Annotated in this window: 19 protein-coding genes; 14 read left to right on the top strand and 5 right to left on the bottom strand. The window is 68.8% G+C overall.

What is annotated here, in order from left to right; translation table 11 throughout:
* Nucleotides 1-302: 302 nt before the first annotated feature.
* Nucleotides 303-995, bottom strand: a complete 693-nt coding sequence (locus DFO65_RS16200; RefSeq protein ID WP_113905484.1) for an SOS response-associated peptidase — start codon at nt 993-995, stop codon at nt 303-305.
* A 34-nt stretch (nt 996-1,029) separates the two neighbouring features.
* On the opposite strand from DFO65_RS16200, the gene DFO65_RS16195 reads away from it, so the two are divergent.
* From DFO65_RS16195 to DFO65_RS16175, 5 genes are all read left to right on the top strand, one after another.
* Nucleotides 1,030-1,545 (top strand): MarR family winged helix-turn-helix transcriptional regulator, encoded by a 516-nt coding sequence (locus DFO65_RS16195; RefSeq protein WP_113905483.1) that lies wholly within the window; start codon nt 1,030-1,032, stop codon nt 1,543-1,545.
* A gap of 107 nt (nt 1,546-1,652) precedes the next feature.
* A complete protein-coding gene (locus tag DFO65_RS16190) occupies nt 1,653-2,819 on the top strand; it encodes an acyl-CoA dehydrogenase family protein (protein ID WP_113905482.1) in 1,167 nt (388 codons plus the stop codon).
* A 1-nt stretch (nt 2,820) separates the two neighbouring features.
* On the top strand, nt 2,821-3,882 hold the full coding sequence (locus tag DFO65_RS16185; protein WP_113905481.1) for an enoyl-CoA hydratase/isomerase family protein: 1,062 nt from the start codon (nt 2,821-2,823) through the stop codon (nt 3,880-3,882).
* Nucleotides 3,879-4,655 (top strand): enoyl-CoA hydratase, encoded by a 777-nt coding sequence (locus DFO65_RS16180; RefSeq protein WP_113905480.1) that lies wholly within the window; start codon nt 3,879-3,881, stop codon nt 4,653-4,655. Before DFO65_RS16185 ends, DFO65_RS16180 begins: the two co-directional genes overlap by 4 nt.
* Before the next feature lie 91 nt (nt 4,656-4,746).
* Nucleotides 4,747-5,733 carry an NAD(P)H-dependent flavin oxidoreductase gene (locus DFO65_RS16175; protein ID WP_245940832.1) on the top strand — a complete coding sequence of 329 codons (987 nt, stop codon included), beginning with the start codon at nt 4,747-4,749 and terminating at the stop codon, nt 5,731-5,733.
* A gap of 34 nt (nt 5,734-5,767) precedes the next feature.
* Here the strand turns inward: DFO65_RS16175 and DFO65_RS16170 are convergent, their stop codons facing one another.
* On the bottom strand, nt 5,768-6,817 hold the full coding sequence (locus tag DFO65_RS16170) for an App1 family protein phosphatidate phosphatase (protein WP_113905479.1): 1,050 nt from the start codon (nt 6,815-6,817) through the stop codon (nt 5,768-5,770).
* 2 nt (nt 6,818-6,819) lie between these two features.
* Nucleotides 6,820-7,818, bottom strand: coding sequence for a tryptophan--tRNA ligase (gene trpS / locus DFO65_RS16165; protein WP_113905489.1), 999 nt, complete (start codon nt 7,816-7,818; stop codon nt 6,820-6,822).
* Nucleotides 7,819-8,055: 237 nt separating this feature from the next.
* Between trpS and DFO65_RS16160 the strand changes: the two genes are divergently transcribed.
* From DFO65_RS16160 to DFO65_RS16145, 4 genes are read left to right on the top strand one after another with little or no spacing between them, the layout of a single operon-like run.
* Nucleotides 8,056-10,275 carry a carbon starvation CstA family protein gene (locus tag DFO65_RS16160; protein WP_113905478.1) on the top strand — a complete coding sequence of 740 codons (2,220 nt, stop codon included), beginning with the start codon at nt 8,056-8,058 and terminating at the stop codon, nt 10,273-10,275.
* Nucleotides 10,272-10,478, top strand: coding sequence for a CstA-like transporter-associated (seleno)protein (locus DFO65_RS16155; protein WP_113905477.1), 207 nt, complete (start codon nt 10,272-10,274; stop codon nt 10,476-10,478). The genes DFO65_RS16160 and DFO65_RS16155 overlap by 4 nt, the downstream gene beginning before the upstream one ends.
* 1 nt (nt 10,479) lies before the next feature.
* On the top strand, nt 10,480-10,842 hold the full coding sequence (locus DFO65_RS16150) for a DMT family transporter (RefSeq protein WP_113905476.1): 363 nt from the start codon (nt 10,480-10,482) through the stop codon (nt 10,840-10,842).
* Nucleotides 10,842-11,168, top strand: a complete 327-nt coding sequence (locus DFO65_RS16145; RefSeq protein ID WP_113905475.1) for a DMT family transporter — start codon at nt 10,842-10,844, stop codon at nt 11,166-11,168. Before DFO65_RS16150 ends, DFO65_RS16145 begins: the two co-directional genes overlap by 1 nt.
* Before the next feature lie 125 nt (nt 11,169-11,293).
* Here the strand turns inward: DFO65_RS16145 and DFO65_RS16140 are convergent, their stop codons facing one another.
* The gene (locus DFO65_RS16140) at nt 11,294-12,106 is read right to left on the bottom strand and encodes an exodeoxyribonuclease III (RefSeq protein ID WP_113905474.1); all 813 of its coding nucleotides are present in this window, start codon (nt 12,104-12,106) and stop codon (nt 11,294-11,296) included.
* A gap of 85 nt (nt 12,107-12,191) precedes the next feature.
* Between DFO65_RS16140 and DFO65_RS16135 the strand changes: the two genes are divergently transcribed.
* Nucleotides 12,192-12,680: a GNAT family N-acetyltransferase gene (locus DFO65_RS16135; RefSeq protein ID WP_113905473.1), complete on the top strand. Its 489-nt coding sequence runs from the start codon at nt 12,192-12,194 to the stop codon at nt 12,678-12,680.
* 2 nt (nt 12,681-12,682) lie between these two features.
* Here DFO65_RS16135 and DFO65_RS16130 read toward each other — a convergent pair whose 3' ends face one another.
* Entirely contained in the window at nt 12,683-13,435 is a 753-nt protein-coding gene (locus DFO65_RS16130; RefSeq protein WP_113905472.1) for an IclR family transcriptional regulator, read from the bottom strand.
* A gap of 109 nt (nt 13,436-13,544) precedes the next feature.
* Here DFO65_RS16130 and DFO65_RS16125 point away from each other — a divergent pair, with 109 nt between their 5' ends.
* The 4 genes from DFO65_RS16125 to DFO65_RS16110 all read left to right on the top strand — a co-directional run bounded on the left by DFO65_RS16125 (nt 13,545) and on the right by DFO65_RS16110 (nt 18,298).
* Nucleotides 13,545-14,081: a thioesterase family protein gene (locus DFO65_RS16125; RefSeq protein WP_113905471.1), complete on the top strand. Its 537-nt coding sequence runs from the start codon at nt 13,545-13,547 to the stop codon at nt 14,079-14,081.
* Nucleotides 14,082-14,157: 76 nt separating this feature from the next.
* Nucleotides 14,158-15,318, top strand: a complete 1,161-nt coding sequence (locus DFO65_RS16120; RefSeq protein ID WP_113905470.1) for an acyl-CoA dehydrogenase family protein — start codon at nt 14,158-14,160, stop codon at nt 15,316-15,318.
* Nucleotides 15,315-17,522, top strand: coding sequence for an acetate--CoA ligase family protein (locus tag DFO65_RS16115; RefSeq protein WP_220151310.1), 2,208 nt, complete (start codon nt 15,315-15,317; stop codon nt 17,520-17,522). The genes DFO65_RS16120 and DFO65_RS16115 overlap by 4 nt, the downstream gene beginning before the upstream one ends.
* A complete protein-coding gene (locus tag DFO65_RS16110) occupies nt 17,519-18,298 on the top strand; it encodes an enoyl-CoA hydratase-related protein (RefSeq protein WP_113905468.1) in 780 nt (259 codons plus the stop codon). The genes DFO65_RS16115 and DFO65_RS16110 overlap by 4 nt, the downstream gene beginning before the upstream one ends.
* Nucleotides 18,299-18,318: the final 20 nt, after the last annotated feature.

Raw genomic sequence — 18,318 nt, 5'->3', positions numbered from 1 at the left:
CATTGTTTTCAAACAAACACGCTATTGGATTCTCAAACCACAAACACACACCCAAACCCACCACAGTGAACCTGCAGCTACCCGGGGGTGTCGGTTTTGGCACTCTTCGCTTCTCAGCTCGCCGTGCCGGCGGTTCTCAACTCTACAGTGTTGTTCTCGCCTTCGCAACTCGGAGTTCATCCCCGATTCGCTCCGGCCCGTCCTGCTGGAGTCCCGCTGCCCGACCCTGCGGCCTGGCAACTCGGACTACATTACACAGTTCCTCGGGCACGTGCAACACGGCGACGGAACCGCGGTCCGGATCACGCCACCGGCACGACGAGATCGGGAGAGTCGTTGCGGACGCTGCCCACGTTCCTGCTCACCTTGTGCCTGGTCACGGCGGCCGGATCGGCCTGGGCCAGGGTCGCCTCGAGCAGCGGCGGCACGTCCGCACTCGCCACGGCGGGGTCGATCCAGTCGTCGATGTGCGTGCGGTCGAGGAACACCGGCATCCGGTGATGGAGGTCCGCGAGATGCCCCTGCGATGCGGTGGTGAGGATCGTCGTCGACACGAGCCAGCTCTCGTCGGGCTGCCGCCAGAACTCGAACACTCCGGCCATGAACAGTGGGCCGGCGGCGGCCGCCGACATCAGCCACGGCTGCTTGCCCGTCTCCGTGGTCTCCCACTCGTAGTACCCCGCGACGGGCACGGCGCATCGGCGACGGCGGATGGCCTGCCGGAACATCGGCTTCTCGAGCACGGTCTCCGCGCGGGCGTTGAAGGCCTTGAAGCCGATCTTCGGGTCCTTCGCCCAGCTGGGAACGAGTCCCCACGAGGCCGTCTCGAGTCGTCGGATGAGCTGGCCCTCATCGTCGAGGCGCTCGACGACGATCGGCACGAGAGACCCTGGTGGGACGTTGTAGCGCGGGGTGTAGTCGTAGGCGACGACGTCGAGGCGAAGCTCGTCGGCCAGGTCGGCCGGATCGAGTGACATGTTGAGACGACCGCACATGCGTTCATCCTCTCACTTCAGTACACTGTCGACAATGGCGGCGGAGCAGAGAGCAGCGGAGACGTTCGACCCGATCGAGGAGTCCAGGCGGCAGTGGCTCGCCCACGGATGGACCGAGGCGACCGACGGCATGAACACGGTGATCTCGGTGATGCGCATCCATCAGCTGTTCCTCGCGAAGGTCGACGCGGCACTCAAGCCCTTCGCACTCACCTTCTCCCGCTACGAGGTCCTCACCCTCCTGTCCTTCACCCGCACCGGGATGCTGCCGATGTCGAAGATCTCCGCTCGGCTGCAGGTGCATGCGACGTCGACGACGAACTCGGTCGACCGTCTGGAGAAGGCAGGACTGGTCCGGCGCCGCAGCCACCCGGACGATCGCCGCACCACCCTCGTCGAGCTGACCGACGCGGGACGCGAGCTCTCCGCCCGGGCGACCACTGCGCTCAATGAGCAGGTCTTCACGTCACCCGCCCTCGCCGGCGCCGACCTCGACCGGATCCTCCCGCAGCTCGAATCCCTGCGCTCGGAGCTCGAAGCGCACTCCTGAGCGGCTTCGCGCCATCCGGAGTCGACGCCCCGACTCATTTAGTTGGACGTCCAAGTATTTTCTCCGTATTGTGGTGAGCATCATCACTCATCACTGTGGAGGAAGCCATGCCGCGCAGCACCGCAGCAGCCCTGCCCTTCGGTCTCACCGAGGACCAACAGACCATCGCCGGGATGGTGCGCGATTTCTCGGACGCGCACATCGCCCCACATGCCCTGGAATGGGACGCCGAGCACCACTTCCCCGTCGACGTGATCAGACGCTCGGCCGAACTCGGCATGGGCGGGATCTACGTCGAGGAGGAATCCGGCGGAGCGGGGATGGGACGGATGGACGCCGCCCTCATCTTCGAGGCCCTGTCCACCGGATGCCCCTCCGTCGCCGCCTACATCTCCATCCACAACATGGTCGCGTGGATGATCGACAAGTACGGCAATGCCGAGCAGAAGGAGAAGCACCTCACTCCTCTGGTCTCGATGGACCACCTCGGCAGCTACTGCCTCACCGAGCCAAATGCCGGGTCGGACGCCGCCGCGCTGCGCACCTCGGCGCGGGAGGACGGCGACCACTACGTCCTCAACGGGGTCAAGCAGTTCATCTCCGGAGCCGGCACCAGCCAGACCTACCTCGTCATGGCGCGGACCGGACAGGACGGACCGCGCGGGATCTCCGCGTTCATCCTCGAGAAGGGGATGGAGGGACTGAGCTTCGGGCCGGACGAGCAGAAGATGGGCTGGCGGGCCCAGCCGACGCGCCAGGTCATCATGGAGAACGTCCGTGTCCCGAAGGAGAACCTCCTCGGCGAGGTCGGGCAGGGCTTCAAGATCGCCATGTCCGGACTCGACGGAGGCCGGCTCAACATCGGCGCGTGCTCCCTCGGCGGAGGGCAGGCCGCACTGGAGAAGGCCATCGAGTACATGGGCGAGCGCCAGGCGTTCGGCACCGAGCTCACCGGGTTCCAGGCCCTGCGCTTCCAGCTCGCGGAGATGCAGACGAAGCTCGAAGCCGCCCGGTCGCTGCTGTGGCGCGCCGCCAACGCCTACGACGCGTCCGATCCCAACACCTCGCTCCTGTCGGCGATGGCCAAGCTCACGGCCACCGACACCGGGTTCGACGTCGCCAACCGGGCGCTGCAGTTGCACGGCGGATACGGCTATCTGACAGAGTATGGAATCGAGAAGCTGGTGCGTGACCTGCGGGTCCACCAGATCCTCGAAGGGACCAATGAGATCATGCGCGTGATCATCTCGCGCAAGAGCACAGGAGTGGGCTGATATGACGACGACCGAATCCCCTGCACCACCGACCGAACCGCCCGTTATCACCTCGGTGTCCAACGGGGTCGGTCGGATCGAGCTCAACCGACCGAAGCTCATCAACGCGCTCAGCCAGGAGATGATCGGCCTCATCGACGACGCCCTGACCGCGTGGCGCGACGACGAGTCGGTCGACTCCGTCCTCGTCACCGGCCGCGGCGACCGCGGCCTGTGCGCCGGCGGTGACATCAAGGCCGTCTACGCCGACATCCTCGCCGGCACGGACGAAAACTCGCGGTTCTGGAACCGTGAGTACCGGATGAACCACGCGATCTCCGTCTTCCCCAAGCCCTATGTGGTCGTCATGAAGGGGATCACGATGGGCGGCGGCGTCGGCATCTCGGGGCACGGTTCGCACCGCATCGTCACCGACTCGACGAAGGTGGGAATGCCCGAGACCGGGATCGGCCTCTTCCCGGACGTCGGCGGCACTCATCTGCTCGCGAGAGCCCCGGGTGAGCTCGGCACGCATCTGGCACTGACGGGACTGGCCGTCGGACCCGGCGCCGCAGTGGCGCTCGGTCTCGCCGACGCCTACGTCCCCGAGGCCGACCTCGACGACCTCGTCGCCGAGCTCGCCGCGGGCGGAGACGTCCGGACCGTCATCGACCGCTACGCCGCCGAACCTCCGCGCAGCGAACTCGCCGAGTCGGCCGAGTGGATCGACGAGTGCTACCGCGGCGACCGCGCCGAGGACATCGTCGCGGCCCTGGCCGCCCACCCGCACCCCGACGCCAATGCCGCCGCCGACCTCATCGCCGCGAAGGCGCCGACCTCGGTGAAGGTGACCCTCGCCGCCCTGCGGAAGGCCGCGCACATGACGCTCGCCGAGGTGCTCGAACAGGACTATCGCGTCGCCGTGGCGATGACCGAGCGCCCCGACCTCCGGGAGGGCATCCGCGCCCAGGTCATCGACAAGGACCGCAGCCCCCGGTGGTCTCCGGCCACGCTCGCCGAGGTCGACGACGCCGCCGTCACCCGCATCCTCACCGCCGACCGCACAGAGAAGGTGTTCTCATGACCGAATTCGCAACCATCCTCACCTCCGTCGACGCCGGGGTGGCGACGATCACCCTCAACCGCCCGAAGGCGCTCAACGCCCTCAACCTCCAGGTGCTCACCGACATCACCGAGGCGGCCGCCGGATTCGACGCCGAGGACTCGGTCAAGGCGATCATCATCACCGGCAGCGAGAAGGCCTTCGCCGCCGGTGCCGACATCAAGGAGATGGCCGATCTCGACTTCGCCACCGCGTTCAAGGCCGACTGGTTCGCGGGCTGGAGCCGGCTCACCGCGGTCCGCAAGCCGATCATCACCGCGGTCTCCGGCTATGCCCTCGGCGGCGGCTGCGAACTGGCGATGATGGGCGACATCCTCATCGCGGCGTCGACGGCGAAGTTCGGCCAGCCCGAGATCAATCTCGGTGTCCTGCCCGGAATGGGCGGATCGCAGCGGCTGACCCGCGCGATCGGGAAGGCGAAGGCGATGGACATGTGCCTGACGGGGCGGATGATGGACGCCGAGGAGGCCGAGCGCTCAGGCCTCGTCGCCCGGGTCGTCGCCCCCGAGCAGCTGCTCGAGGAGGCGAACGCGATCGCCGCGACGATCGCGGCGAAGTCGCGGATCGCCTCGGCTATGGTCAAGGAGGCCGTCAACGCCGCGTTCGAGATGCCCCTGGAGCAGGGTCTGCGCTACGAGCGCCGGCTCTTCCACTCGGTGCTCGCGACGAACGACCAGTCCGAGGGCATGGCCGCGTTCGTCGAGAAGCGCGACGCCCGGTTCACCGACTCCTGAGGCGGCGGCCGCGGCCGGGAGCTCTCGCGGCGAGGAGCTCTTAACGTCCGTTCAGTTAGAGTGGGACTGTTCATCCATCCAAGGAGGCATAGTGAACCTGTCCGACACCCTGCACTCTCGGTTGCGGCTGCCCGTCGTCGGCTCACCGATGTTCATCGCGTCGGGTCCCGAACTCGTCAAGGCCCAGTGCCGGTCCGGGATCATCGGCGCATTCCCCACGCTCAACGCCAGGCCGGCCGCGCAGCTGAGGGACTGGCTCGACGAGGTCACCGAGTCCAATGCGGACTTCAGCGCGGCCAATCCGGAGACACCGGCCGCGCCGTTCGCGGTCAACCTCATCGTCCACCGGTCGAACACCCGCCTGGAGACCGACCTCGCCGAGGTGGTCGCCCACCGGGTGCCCATCGTCATCACCTCGCTCGGCGCCCGGGAAGAGGTGAATGAGGCCGTCCACTCCTACGGCGGGGTCGTCCTCCACGACGTCATCAACAACAGGTTCGCGCACAAGGCCGTGGAGAAGGGCGCCGACGGCGTCATCGCCGTCGCCGCCGGGGCCGGGGGCCATGCCGGGGCACTGTCCCCCTTCGCCCTGCTCCAGGAGATCCGGGCCTGGTTCGACGGGCCGCTGCTGCTCTCCGGAGCCATCGCGCACGGGCGCTCGATCCTCGCGGCCCTGGCCGCGGGCGCCGACTACGCCTACATCGGCTCGGCGTTCCTCTCGACCACCGAGGCCAACGTCGTCGCGGACTACCGGCAGATGATCGTCGACTCCTCGGCCGACGACGTCGTCTACTCGAACTACTTCACCGGCGTCAAGGGCAACTATCTGCGCGGCTCGATCGTCGCCGCCGGTCTCGATCCGGACAATCTGCCCGAGGCGGATCCGACGAAGATGGACTTCGGCACGGATGAGAAGTCGGAGTCGAAGGCGTGGAAGGACATCTGGGGTTCGGGGCAGGGCATCGGGGCGCTCACCGAGACGACGAGCACGGCCGCGCTCGTCGATCGCCTCGCCGCCGAGTTCGCCGCGGCCCGCGAGGACCTGCTCTCCCGAGTCGGAGTCGTCGGCGTCGGCTGAGCGGTTCGGCCGCCTCCCGTTCGATCCGGGGAGATCAGATCCCGGAGATGATCCCGCGTTCGGTCAGGCGGGAGGCGAAGCCCGCTCCGTCCTCGGCGTATATCCACGGCACGCCCTGACCGCGTCCGTGTCGGCGCGAGCGACCGCCGGCCCACACCGCCTCCCCGACCGTGAGCTGGCGGATCGCGACCGCCGCGACGTTCTCGGGATGGTTCTCGACGAACTCGGAGTAGATCTCCTCGTCGTTCTGGCCGTCGTCGCCGACGAGCAGCCACTTCATCCACGGGAAGTCCCGCGAGAGCCGCTCGAGGGTGTTGCGCTTGTGCTCCTTGCCCGACCGGAACACCCGGGTCGTCGTCGGCCCCCAGTCCGTGAGCAGCAGCGGGCCCATGGGATAGAGGTTGCGGGTGAGGAAGCGCTTGAGCGTCAGCCCCGCGTTCCAGGCCCCCGTCGAGAGGTAGAGGATCGGCGTGTTCGGCCGCATGTACGTGAGCCGGTCGTAGAGCACGGCCATCCCCGCGACCGGCGAGCGGGCGTGCTCGCTGATGACGAACGTGTTCCACGCGGCGAGGAACGGGCGCGGCAGAGAAGTGACCATGATCGTGTCGTCGATGTCGGAGATGATGCCGAAGGTCGAGTCCTCGCCGATGATCCTCACCGTCGCCGAGTCGACGAACGAACCGTCCGTCCACACCTCGATCTCGGTCTCCCCCGGCTCGAAGTCGCCCGGGATGACCGTGTCGATGATGCCGCCGCGGTCGGAGGTGACCATGTGCTCCTCGTCGTTGACGCGCACCCAGGCCGTGTCGTTGGGCAGGGGGACGTTGACGAAGGACTTCCACCCGCGGATGGATGCGGCCAGATCAGCGGCCGGCTGCCCCGTGGGAGTGAGGATGAGCCGGGCGAGGACGCGCACCCAGCCGGTGCCGCCGTAGGAGTCGTAGGCGATGACAGTGCGGTGGTAGCTGTGGGACAGCGCCTTGCGCTGGATCCACCCGTTGAACCTGTCCTCCATCCTCGCGGCCGTGTGGAGCATGTCAGGGGTGAGGTTGAGCGGACCCTCGTCCGGCTTCTTCCCGATCATGGTCAGAGGAACCCGACCCTGTCGAACACGTCGCGCAGCGTCGCCTCGGCGATCTCATCGGCCTTCGCGGCGCCGGCGTCGAGGATGCGCTGCAGCTGGGCGCGATCGTCGAGGAGCTCGAGCGTGCGCTCGCGCACGGGGCGCAGCGCCTCGACCGCGATCTCGGCGAGGTCGACCTTGAGGTGGCCGTACATCTTCCCCGCGTACTCGTCGACGATGTCCTCGACCGGCCGGGAGGTCAGGGACGAGTAGATGGTGAGCAGATTCGACACCCCGGGCTTGGCCTCGCGGTCGAAGGCGATCTCGGTCCCGGCGTCGGTGACGGCGGACTTGATCTTCTTCGTCAGCGCCTTCGGTTCGTCGAGGATGTCGATGCGTCCTGCCGGGCTCGGCAGGGACTTCGACATCTTCGCGTTCGGGTTCTGGAGATCGTAGATCTTGGCCGTGGTCCTGAGGATCTGCGGCTCGGGAACCACGAAGGTCTGCCCGAACCGGTGGTTGAAGCGCTCGGCCAGGTTCCGGGTGAGCTCGAGATGCTGGCGCTGGTCCTCACCCACCGGGACCATCTGCGGATTGTAGAGGAGGATGTCGGCGGCCATCAGCGCCGGATAGGTGAGCAGTCCGAGCGAGACATGTTCCTGCTTGGCCGACTTGTCCTTGAACTGGGTCATCCGGGTGGCCTCGCCCATCGACGTCGTGCACTCGAGCACCCACGACAGCCGGGAGTGCGCCGGCACCTGCGACTGGACGAAGATCGTCGACTTCTCGGGGTCGAGACCTGCGGCGAGGAACTGCGCCGCGGTCCGCAGGGTGCGCTCCCGCAGCTCGGCGGGGTCCTGCTCCACCGTGATCGCGTGCATGTTCGCGATGAAGTAGAAGGCATCGTGCGACTCCTGGTGGACCACGAACTGCTGCAGAGCGCCGATGTAGTTGCCCAGATGGAGGGAATCGGAGGTGGCCTGGATGCCGGAGACGGTGCGCGGCTGATGAGAAAACGTCATGCCCCTATGATGCCACTTCACCTGGGAGTCCCTGATCGACGCCGCGGTCCGCACCCGGCCCTCGGCCTCACGCCGCTTCCCGGTCGGGATCACGTTTCGAACGCTGCCGTCCCATCCCGCGGAAGTCGCCGGTATAGTGACGTTGCAGTCACATGATTCGCCAAGCTTCCTCACAACTTTTCCTGTGCAGGCGGGGCAGCCGCGAACTCATCCGCTCACTCAAGGAGGAGGAACGACGTGTCGGTTGAATACGTCAGGACCGAAGACGAGCTGCCGCCGGTGGCCGTGGTCGAACGGCCGCGGTGGACGCCGCTGAAGATCGCGGTCTGGGTCGCGATCGCCCTCGTCGCCGCGGCCGGATGGACCATGGTGGCCGTCGTCCGCGGTGAGGAGATGTCGGCGAGCTGGTTCGTCGCCGCCGCCGTCGGCAGCTATCTCATCGGTTTCCGGTTCTACGCCAAGTTCATCGAATGGAAGATCTGCCGTCCGGACCCCAAGCGCGCGACCCCGGCGGAGCTCAATGACAACGGCCGCGACTTCGCGCCGACGGACCGCCGGGTGCTCTTCGGACACCACTTCGCCGCGATCTCCGGAGCCGGTCCTCTCGTCGGTCCGATCCTCGCCGCGCAGATGGGCTACCTGCCCGGCACCCTGTGGATCATCGTCGGCGTCATCGTCGCCGGCGGCGTCCAGGACTACATGGTCCTGTTCTTCTCCATGCGCCGCAACGGCCGGTCGCTGGGTCAGATGACCCGCGACGAGCTCGGTCGCACCGGTGGGATCATCGCCTCCATCGGCATCATCCTCATCATGGTCATCCTCATCGCCGTCCTCGGCGTCGTCGTCATCAACGCGCTCGCCGAGAGCCCCTGGGGCGTCTTCTCGATCGCCATGACGATCCCGATCGCGATCTTCATGGGCGTGTACCTGCGCTACCTGCGACCCGGCAGGGTCGTCGAGACCTCGGCCATCGGCGTCGTGCTCCTCGTCCTCGCGATCGTCGCGGGCGGCTGGGTGCACAGCTCTCCGGTGTGGTCGGAGGTCTTCCACCTCGACAAGGTGACGCTGGCCTGGTGCCTGATGATCTACGGCTTCCTCGCCGCCGTCCTGCCGGTGTGGGTGCTGCTCGCCCCGCGCGACTACCTGTCGACGTTCATGAAGGTCGGCACGATCGTGCTCCTGGCCGTCGGCATCCTCGTCGTCAATCCGACCGTGCAGATGCCCGCGTTCACCGAGTTCGCGTTCAACTCGGCCGGACCCGCGTTCGCCGGCGCCCTCTTCCCCTTCCTGTTCATCACGATCGCCTGCGGCGCCCTGTCGGGATTCCATGCCCTGATCTCCTCGGGAACCACCCCGAAGCTCATCGAGAAGGAGTCCCAGGCCCGCCTGATCGGCTACGGCGGCATGCTCATGGAGTCCTTCGTCGCGATCATGGCCCTCGTCGCCGCGGTCTGCCTCGACAAGGGCCTCTACTTCGCGATGAACGCGGCCGAACCGCTGACCGGCGGCACGGTCCAGGGTGCTGCCGACTTCATCAACAACTCCCTGGGGATGTCGGGGGTGACCACCTCGCCGGAGGTCCTCCAGCAAGCGGCCTCGGACGTCGGTGAGGAGAGCATCGTCTCCCGCACCGGCGGGGCGCCGACTCTGGCGATGGGCATGGCGCACATCCTCCACAACGTCTTCGGCGGCCCCGCGTGGATGTCGTTCTGGTACCACTTCGCGGTGATGTTCGAAGCGCTCTTCATCCTCACGACGATCGACGCCGGCACCCGCGTCGCCCGCTTCATGCTCTCCGACGCCCTCGGCAACTTCTCGAAGAAGTTCCGGGACCCGTCGTGGACCCCCGGGGCGTGGCTGACCACGGCGATCATGGTCGGCGCCTGGGGCTCGATCCTGCTCATGGGAGTGACGGACCCCCTCGGCGGAATCAACACGCTGTTCCCGCTCTTCGGCATCTCCAACCAGCTCCTCGCGGCCATCGCCCTGGCGGTGATCTTCGCGATCGTGTGCAAGATGGGCCTGGCGAAGTGGGCGTGGATCCCCGGCATCCCGCTGGTCTGGGATCTCGTGGTGACGATGACGGCCTCGTGGCAGAAGATCTTCTCCTCGGATCCGAAGCTCGGCTACTGGGCCCAGCACTTCGCCTACCGCGACGCCCTGGCTCAGGGCGAGACCTCGCTGGGGACCACCGAGGGTGCGGCGGCGATGAATGCGGTCGTGCGCAACACCTTCGTCCAGGGCACCCTGTCCATCGTGTTCGCCCTGCTCGTCGCGATGGTCGTCGTCATGGCCGCGGCGAAGGCGATCCAGGCGGTCCGACGGGGGTCGCTGCCGACCTCCGAGGAGCCGTTCGCGCCGTCGAGGATGTTCGCCCCCGCCGGCCTCATCCCGCGTCGGGCCGAGCGTGAGGTGCAGGCGCAGTGGACCGAGCGCACCGGACCGAGGCGGCAATGACCCGGGCGGTCACGGCCCTGCGCCGCGGCGCGGCCGGAGTCTGGTGGTACCTCAAGGAGATCATGGGTGAGAACGCCTACCTCCACTACCTGGAGTCCTATGAACGTCGCCACGGCACGAGGGAAGGCGCCATGGGCGAAAGGGAGTTCTGGCGCGACCTCACGGACGAGCAGGACCGCAACCCGACGGCGCGCTGCTGCTGACATGCGCCGGTGGCTGTTCCTCAGCGGCGCGATCCTCGCCGAGGTGACCGGCACGCTGTCGATGAGAGGCGCGCTCGACGCCCCGGGACTCTACGTCCTCATGGGGCTCGGGTACGCGGCGGCGTTCGTCCTCCTCAGCCTCACCCTGCGCTGCGGCATGCCCTTGGGCATCGCGTACGGGATCTGGGGTGCGACGGGGGTCGCGCTCACCGCGGTGCTCTCGCTCGCCCTCTTCGGCGAACCGCTGACCTGGATGATGATCGCAGGGATCGTGTGCATCATGGCCGGGGTGGTCCTCGTCGAGGTAGGCGGCGGGATCGAGTCGTCCGGTTCCCGGCGGCCTCGGCGCGGGTCGCAGCCGTGATGCTCGCCTGGGGGCTGCTCGGCGCCGCGATCCTGCTCGAGGTCGCCGCGACGATCTGCCTGCGGATCGCGGCGGTCGGCGGTTCCCGCTGGTGGTACGCGGCGGTCGGCATCGGCTATGTCGTCTCCTTCGGACTGCTCAGCCTGACCCTGCGCACGGGATTCCCCCTCGGGGTCGCCTACGGCATCTGGGCCGCCACGGGGGTCGCCCTCACGGCCCTGGCTGGACGTGTCCTCTTCGGGGAGCGGTTGACCCGGACGATGACCGCGGGGATCGCGCTCATCATCGTCGGCGTGCTCCTCGTCGAGCTCGGATCTCACGCCTGAACCAGGTCCGGTGGGCTCGCAGGGTCCGGCCGGCGGACGCAGCAGGGCCGATCGGCACTCCGATGCCGATCGGCCCTGCGCTCCCTGCGGCCTGCTCCGGCGCCGCGAACCTGCTGCGCGGGAGACTACTGCGGTGCCGGGAGCTCGTAGTCGATGACCAGGGGTGCGTGGTCGGACCATCTGGTGTCCCAGCTCGGCGCCTTGTCGACCGTCGCACGGACCGCGGACTCGGCCAGTGCCGCCGTGGCCATGTGGTAGTCGATCCGCCAGCCCGTGTCGTTGTCGAAGGCCTGACCGCGCATCGACCACCACGTGTAGGGGCCGTCGATGTCGCCGCTGAGCGCCCGGTGGACGTCGACCCACCCGAGGTCGGAGAAGAACCCATCGAAGTAGGCCCGCTCCTCGGGCAGGAAGCCGGCCTTCTTCCGGTTCGCCTTCCAGTTCTTCAGATCGCGTTCGGTGTGGCACACGTTGAGGTCGCCGGTGACGAGCGCATGGTCGGCGTGCGCGGCGAGCTCGGGCATCCGCACCGTCATCCGGTCGAGGAAGCGGTACTTGTCCTCCTGCTTGGGGGTGCCCGCCTCCCCGGAGTGGACATAGGCGGAGACGAGGGTGAGCAGCGAACCGTCGCCGAGGCGATAGTCGGTCTCCAGCCAGCGTCCGGCGCGGTCGAAGTAGCCGTCGTCGCCGAGCCCGGACCGCACGGCGAGAGGGGCGGTGCGGGCCATGACGGCGACTCCGGCCCGGCCCTTCGCCTCGGCGTCATGGCTGATCGTCGTGTATCCGGTCTCCTCGAGGAGGGCGAGGGCGATGTCATCGGCCGCGCGCACCTCCTGCAGGGTGATGAAGTCGGGGGCTGCGGTGTCGATCCAGGTGGGCATGCCTTTTCTCCATGCCGCGCGGATCCCGTTGACGTTGACTGTGGCAATGCGGATCATGCGACCAATCATGACATGACCGCGCTACTCTTACCGGACCAGGCGTTATACAGTGGTGGGAGCACGAGACTTTTCAGGAGGCGCAATGGCCGAGAACGAGACCTTCGACCCCGAGCAGCTGATGATCTGCCCGCTCGACGAGGTGGACGCCCGCGAGATGCGCGAGTTCCTGCTCGGCGCCCAGGAGAACTTCTGGGGCGAGAGGGATCTCAGCGCCGCGCACGATGCCTACTGGTTCCGCCAGTTCGTCACCTCGGGCCTCGTCGCCCGGTACCGTGGGGAGATCGTCGGCTACCTCCTCGGCGTCATCCCCCACGACGGTCCCGCCTACATCCATCTCGTCGCCGCCCGGTCGGACTTCCGGCACCGCGGCATCGGCCGTCACCTCTACCAGGCCTTCATCGAGCATGCCCGCGAGCTCGGGGTCACCTCGGTCCAGGCGACGACGCTGCCCGGGGAATCGGGTGCGATCTCGTTCCACTCGTCCATGGGGTTCAGCGGCGAGCTCGTCGAGGACTACGCGGGCGCGGGCAATCCGCGGGTGTTCTTCGAACTCAAGCTCACCGAGGACTGAGTTCAGTCAGGGCGGAGCTCTGCGGCGGCTGCCACGACGAGCTCCCCGAGCGCAGCGAACTCGGTCTCCGGCAGCCGGTCGGCGGGGCCCCAGACACTGATGATCCCGATCGGCCGATCGTCGGCGTCGAGGATCGCCGCCGACACTCCGTTCACTCCTGATTCCAGTTCACCCGCCGCCTGGCCGTAGCCGCGCGAGCGGATCGTCTCGAGTTCGTCGAGGAGCGCCCGCCGGTCCGTGTGCGTGGCGCCGGTGTGCCCGGTCAGGGGTGCGTCGAGGACCGCGGCGATCTCCGACTGCCCCATCCAGGCCAGCATCGCCTTGCCCGCCGAGGTGGCATACAGTGAGACCCTTCGGCCGACCCAGCGCACCGCGATGACGCTCTCGGGCACGACCTCGTCGACATAGGTCAGACCCTCCGGCAGGGACACCGCGAGGCTCGCGGTCTCACCGGTCAGGGACGACAGTCGTTCGAGGACCGGGCGGCACCGGCCGACGAGGAGGTCGCTCTCGCTGCGGCCGGCCAGCCGTGCGATCCCCGGGCCGATCGCATAGCGCCCTGTCGACCGGTCGCGGCACACGAACTCGTGGTGGTCCAGGGTGGCGAACAGGCGCCAGGCGGTCGCCCGGTTGATGCCGCAGGCATCGGCCGCCTCGGCGATCGTCACCCCCTTCTCTCCTCCGGTCGCCACTGCCCTGAGGAGCCCGATCGCCCGCTCGAGCGATTGGACCCTGCCGCTGTTCTCGGCTGCCACGTCGGCTCCTCTCCTCTCGTGCGGATCCGGGCGAGCATTGACGCCCTCCTCGCATGATCGCACAATATGAGAGAGATATTCGTATCATGCGATTGCGAGGAGGCAATGAATGACACGGATCGTCACACCGTTCGAGGGCACCGGTCTTCCCGTCTGGACCGAGGACGAGCCTCCGCCCTCGCCTCTGCGGCTCTACAGGACCGCGGTGCCGGCCGAATGGGTCGATTACAACGGGCATATGAGCGAATCGGCGTACCTGCTCGCCTTCGGCCACAGCTCCGATGCCTTCTTCCGCTTCATCGGCATCGACGAGGACTACCGCAGCGGCGGACATTCGCTCTTCACTGTCGAGACCCATATCCACCACGTCGCCCAGGCGCGGCAGGGCGACGAGGTCGTCTTCGACCTCGCCGTCCTCGATCTCGATTCGAGACGAGTGCACATCCTCCACACGATGTGCGCGGCCGTGACGTCGGCCGAGATCGCGGTCGGCGAGCAGCTGCTCGTCCACGTCGACACGGAAGCGCAGGCGTCGACGCCGCTGCCCGCGGAGCTCACCCGACGCCTCGACGCCCTGCGCCGGGCCCATGCCGCTCTCCCCCGGCCCGCGTTCCTCGGCAGACCGATCGGAATCCGCCGAGGCTGAGCCCTGCGTCCGCGCACACGCCTCGGCGATCTCGTCATCGTCGCATCACAGCCGCACACCACTGAGGACGGACCCCATGGACTTCACCCTCACCGCCGAGCAGAGCGCCGTCGTCGACACCGTCCGACGCTTCGTCGAGAGCGAACTCGTCCCCCACGAGGACGAGGTCGAACGCCTCGACGAGGTGCCCGCCGACCTCGCGACGACGATCCGCCGGCGTGCCCTCGACGCCGGCATCTATGCCGCCAACATGCCCGCCGACATCGGCGGGGGCGGTCTCGATCCCGTCTCCCTGACCCTCGCCGAACGCGAACTCGGCGCCACGAGCTTCGCCCTGCAGATGCTCGTGGCCCGGCCCAGCTCCATTCTTCAGGCCTGCACCGGCGAGCAGCGGGAGAGCTACCTCCTGCCCACGGTGCGCGGCGAGCGCCATGACTGCCTGGCGATGACGGAACCGGGCGCCGGTTCCGATGTGCGGTCGATGACGACACGGGCGCGCCGGATCGGCGGGGACTATGTCGTCACCGGGACGAAGCACTTCATCTCCCACGCGGACACCGCCGACTTCGTCGTCCTCTTCGCCGCCACCGGCACCCAGCGGACTGCGCGCGGGGCCAGGAGTCTCATCACCGCGTTCCTCGTCGACCTCGACTCGCCGGGCCTCGACGTCAGGCGCGGTTCCGCCTGTGTCTCCCACCGCGGCTACCACCAGTGCGAACTCCACTTCGACGAGGTCAGGGTCCCCGCCGGCAACAGGCTCGGCGAGGAGGGTCGGGGGTTTGAGCTGATCGACGAGTGGCTCGGAGCGAGCCGCCTGAGCGTCGCGGCGACGAGCGTCGGCCGAGGCCGACGAGTGCTCGGGATGACGACACGGTGGGCGGCGGAACGAGTCCAGTTCGGTCAGCCGATCGGCCGCTTCCAAGGGGTCGGATTCCAGCTCGCCGACATGGCCACCGAGCTCGAGGCCGCGGAGCTGCTCACCCTGCGCGCGGCCGTGCGGCTCGAGCAGGGGCGCATGAGCAGCCGGGACGCCGCGATGGCCAAGCTGTACGCGACCGAGTCGCTGGCCCGCATCACCGACCGCGCGGTGCAGATCTTCGGCGGGATGGGCCTCATGGCCGAACTGCCGATCGAACGCTTCTGGCGCGATGCCCGCGTCGAACGGATCTGGGACGGCACCAGTGAGGTCCAGCGGCACATCATCGCACGGTCCCTGCTCCGTCCGCTGGGGACATGATGGCGGCCCCCGCGGACGGCGCCGAGGACCGTCTGCGTCGTCTCCTGTCCCCGCGCAGCATCGCCGTGGTCGGAGGGCGAGCGGCCGAGGCTGCGCTGAGCACCTGCCGGAGGATGGGATTCGACGGTCGGATGTGGGCCGTGAATCCGCACCGGCGGACCATGGCCGGTCTCGACTGCCTCCCGGACGTCGCCGCGCTCCCGGCTCCGCCCGACGCCGTGCTGCTGGCGGTGCCCGCGGAGGACTGCGTGGACCTGGTGGCGCAGCTGGAGGGTGCAGGGGCGGGAGGCGTCGTCTGCCACGCCTCGGGATTCGCCGAGGACGACGGAGCGGATCCCGGCCTGCAGTCTCGGCTCGTCGCCGCCTGTGGGCCGATGCCCCTCATCGGACCCAACTGCATCGGGATGCTCAACTTCCTCGACGGGGCGGCGCTGTGGCCCGACGAGCACGGTGGTCGGCGGGTCGAGCGCGGAGTCGCCGTCATCACCCAGAGCGGCAGCATCGGCCAGAACATCAGCATGCAGCGCCGCGGCCTGCCGCTGGCCTACCTCCTCACCCTGGGCAACGGAGCGGTCGTCTCCGCCGCCGAGGCCGTGGCGGGCCTGCTCGCGGACGATCGCGTCACGGCCATCGGTCTCCATCTGGAGACGCTCGGGGACGTGTCGGAGCTCTCCCGCGTCGCCTTCCTCGCCCTGACCCGCCGGATCCCGATCGTCGCCCTGAAGACCGGCGGCTCGGCCCTGGGAGCCCAGGCCAACCGGAGTCACACGTCGTCCCTGTCGAGTCCCGATGTTCTCGTCGACGCGCTGTTCGCTCGGCTGGGCATCGGCCGGGTCGATGACGTGTCGGCCTTCGTCGAGACCCTCGGGCTGCTCCATGTCCACGGCGGGCTGCCGCGGGCGACGATGAGCACCGCGAGCTGCTCCGGCGGCGAGGCGGCGCTGCTCGCCGATGTCGCCTCACGCAGGTCCGTCGCGCTCCCGCCCCTGCCGGTCCCCGTCGCCGATCGGCTGAGAGGCATCCTCGGGGAGCACGTCGCCGTCCGCAATCCGCTCGACTATCACACCTACATCTGGGGAGAAGAAGAGGCCCAGCGGCGCTGCTTCGAGGAGTTCCTCACCGCCGGTTCCGCGCTCCACCTGCTCAGCCTCGACATCCCTCGCGCCGATCGCGGCGATCCGCTGCTCTGGCTCCGGACCCTGCGCGCCTTCGTCTCCGCCGCCCGGACCGCGCCCGGCCGTGCGGGGGTCCTCTCCTTTCTGCCCGAGGGCCTGCCCGACGACATCTCCCAGCAGCTCGTCGACGAGGGCATCGTCCCACTCCACGGCCTCGCCGAGGCGCTGACCGCGGTGGACGTCGCAGCCGTCATCGGTGCCGCTCAGGATGCTGCCGAGGTGGATCCCCCGCTGATGCCCGGTCCCCGGCTCCCCTCTCCTCCCCCGTCCGGGAGCGCCGGAGGACCGGATCGGCAGCTCGATGAAGCGAGCGCCAAGCGCCTCCTCGCCGCGCACGGACTCCCCGTGCCCGCCTCGGTCCTCGTCTCCTCCCCGGCGGAGGTCGTCGACGCCGGGCCCCGCGCCGAGGCGGTGGCCGGCCTCCGGTTCCCCGTCGTCGTCAAGGCGATCTGGCCGCCCCGGGCGCACAAGACCGAGCACGGGGCTGTGGAGCTGGGGCTCGACTCGCCCGCCGCAGCTGTCGCGGCAGTCGCGAGGATGGCCCACCTGGGGAGCCTCTTCCTCATCGAGGAGATGATCACCGATGGGGTGGCCGAGCTCGTTCTCGACCTCAGGGACGACCCGCAGTTCGGCCCGGTGATCACCATCGGCGCGGGAGGGGTGCATGTCGAGGTGCTCCGCGATGTCGCCACGGTGCTCCTGCCCGCCCGGCCCGCCGAGATCGAGGCGGCGCTGCGTTCGCTGCGCGCGTGGCCGCTGCTCGACGGGGCCCGCGGCGCTCCGCCGGGTGATGTGGCGGCGGTCGTCTCCGCGGTGCAGGCGCTGGCCGGGCTCGCGCACGGGCTGCGCGGTCACCTCGGCGAGATCGAGATCAATCCGCTCATCGTCCGCGGCCGGGCGACCGGTGCCCCGGGAGCCGTCGCCGTCGACGTCCTCGCCACCGGTGACCTCGACTCCCCCAGCACACGAGGCGGAGTCCCCGGCAAGTCCCCGGCCGCATCGATCGAACCCCTCGGGAGCCCCCTGTGACCGCGCTGCGCGTCGAGGACCATGGACCCGTCCTCGTGATCATCCTCGACCGGCCCTCGGCGAACGCCGTCGACGTTCCCACCAGCCGGGAGCTCCATCGGGCGATCTGCGACCTCGAGGCCGATGACCGCTACCGGGTGGGTATCCTCACCGGGGCGGGCGACAGGTACTTCTGCGTCGGCTGGGATCTCAAGGCGGCGGCCGCAGGCGAAGCGGTCGATGCCGACCACGGTCCCGGTGGATTCGCGGGCATCACCGAGCACTTCGGACGGAGGAAGCCGCTCATCGCCGCCGTCGGCGGTCTGGCCCTGGGCGGAGGCTTCGAGCTGGCGCTGGCCGCCGACATGATCGTGGCGGCCCGCCACGCGGAGTTCGGACTGCCCGAGGTGAGCCTGGGGCTCATTCCCGACTCCGGTGGCGTGCTGCGGCTGCCTCGACGTCTGCCGCGCGCCATCGCCGTCGAGATGCTCCTGACGGGACGGAGGATGCCGGCACCCGAAGCGCACTCCTGGGGACTGGTCAATCGCGTGGCCGACGGCGACGTGCTCGCCGAGGCTCTCGAGCTCGCGAACGCGGTGGCGACGGGTGCGCCGCTGGCGCTGAGGGCGATCTCGGAGGTTCTCGCGGCGACGGCGCAGCTGTCGGTCGAGGAGGGGTTCGCGCTCATGCGCTCGGGCGAGCTCGAGGACTATCGCCGGATGCTCGGCTCGGCAGACGCCGAGGAGGGACCCCGGGCGTTCGCCGAGAAGCGCGTCCCCGTGTGGCGCGGTCGCTGAGCGAACTCGTCGGCGACCGC

The sequence above is a fragment of the Brevibacterium sanguinis genome, from assembly GCF_003315415.1.
GTDB classification, from domain to species: domain Bacteria; phylum Actinomycetota; class Actinomycetes; order Actinomycetales; family Brevibacteriaceae; genus Brevibacterium; species Brevibacterium celere_A.
This window is presented reverse-complemented; position numbering and strand designations above follow the sequence as displayed.

Coding starts and splice junctions, on each gene's coding strand:
- DFO65_RS16170 (WP_113905479.1), bottom strand. CDS start 6,817: ATGATCGGGAAGAAGCCGGACGAGGGTCCGCTCAACCTCACCCCTGAC.
- DFO65_RS16200 (WP_113905484.1), bottom strand. CDS start 995: ATGTGCGGTCGTCTCAACATGTCACTCGATCCGGCCGACCTGGCCGAC.
- trpS (WP_113905489.1), bottom strand. CDS start 7,818: ATGACGTTTTCTCATCAGCCGCGCACCGTCTCCGGCATCCAGGCCACC.
- DFO65_RS16185 (WP_113905481.1), top strand. CDS start 2,821: ATGACGACGACCGAATCCCCTGCACCACCGACCGAACCGCCCGTTATC.
- DFO65_RS16180 (WP_113905480.1), top strand. CDS start 3,879: ATGACCGAATTCGCAACCATCCTCACCTCCGTCGACGCCGGGGTGGCG.
- DFO65_RS16195 (WP_113905483.1), top strand. CDS start 1,030: ATGGCGGCGGAGCAGAGAGCAGCGGAGACGTTCGACCCGATCGAGGAG.
- DFO65_RS16140 (WP_113905474.1), bottom strand. CDS start 12,106: ATGATCCGCATTGCCACAGTCAACGTCAACGGGATCCGCGCGGCATGG.
- DFO65_RS16135 (WP_113905473.1), top strand. CDS start 12,192: ATGGCCGAGAACGAGACCTTCGACCCCGAGCAGCTGATGATCTGCCCG.
- DFO65_RS16125 (WP_113905471.1), top strand. CDS start 13,545: ATGACACGGATCGTCACACCGTTCGAGGGCACCGGTCTTCCCGTCTGG.
- DFO65_RS16145 (WP_113905475.1), top strand. CDS start 10,842: ATGCTCGCCTGGGGGCTGCTCGGCGCCGCGATCCTGCTCGAGGTCGCC.
- DFO65_RS16190 (WP_113905482.1), top strand. CDS start 1,653: ATGCCGCGCAGCACCGCAGCAGCCCTGCCCTTCGGTCTCACCGAGGAC.
- DFO65_RS16150 (WP_113905476.1), top strand. CDS start 10,480: ATGCGCCGGTGGCTGTTCCTCAGCGGCGCGATCCTCGCCGAGGTGACC.
- DFO65_RS16155 (WP_113905477.1), top strand. CDS start 10,272: ATGACCCGGGCGGTCACGGCCCTGCGCCGCGGCGCGGCCGGAGTCTGG.
- DFO65_RS16120 (WP_113905470.1), top strand. CDS start 14,158: ATGGACTTCACCCTCACCGCCGAGCAGAGCGCCGTCGTCGACACCGTC.
- DFO65_RS16115 (WP_220151310.1), top strand. CDS start 15,315: ATGATGGCGGCCCCCGCGGACGGCGCCGAGGACCGTCTGCGTCGTCTC.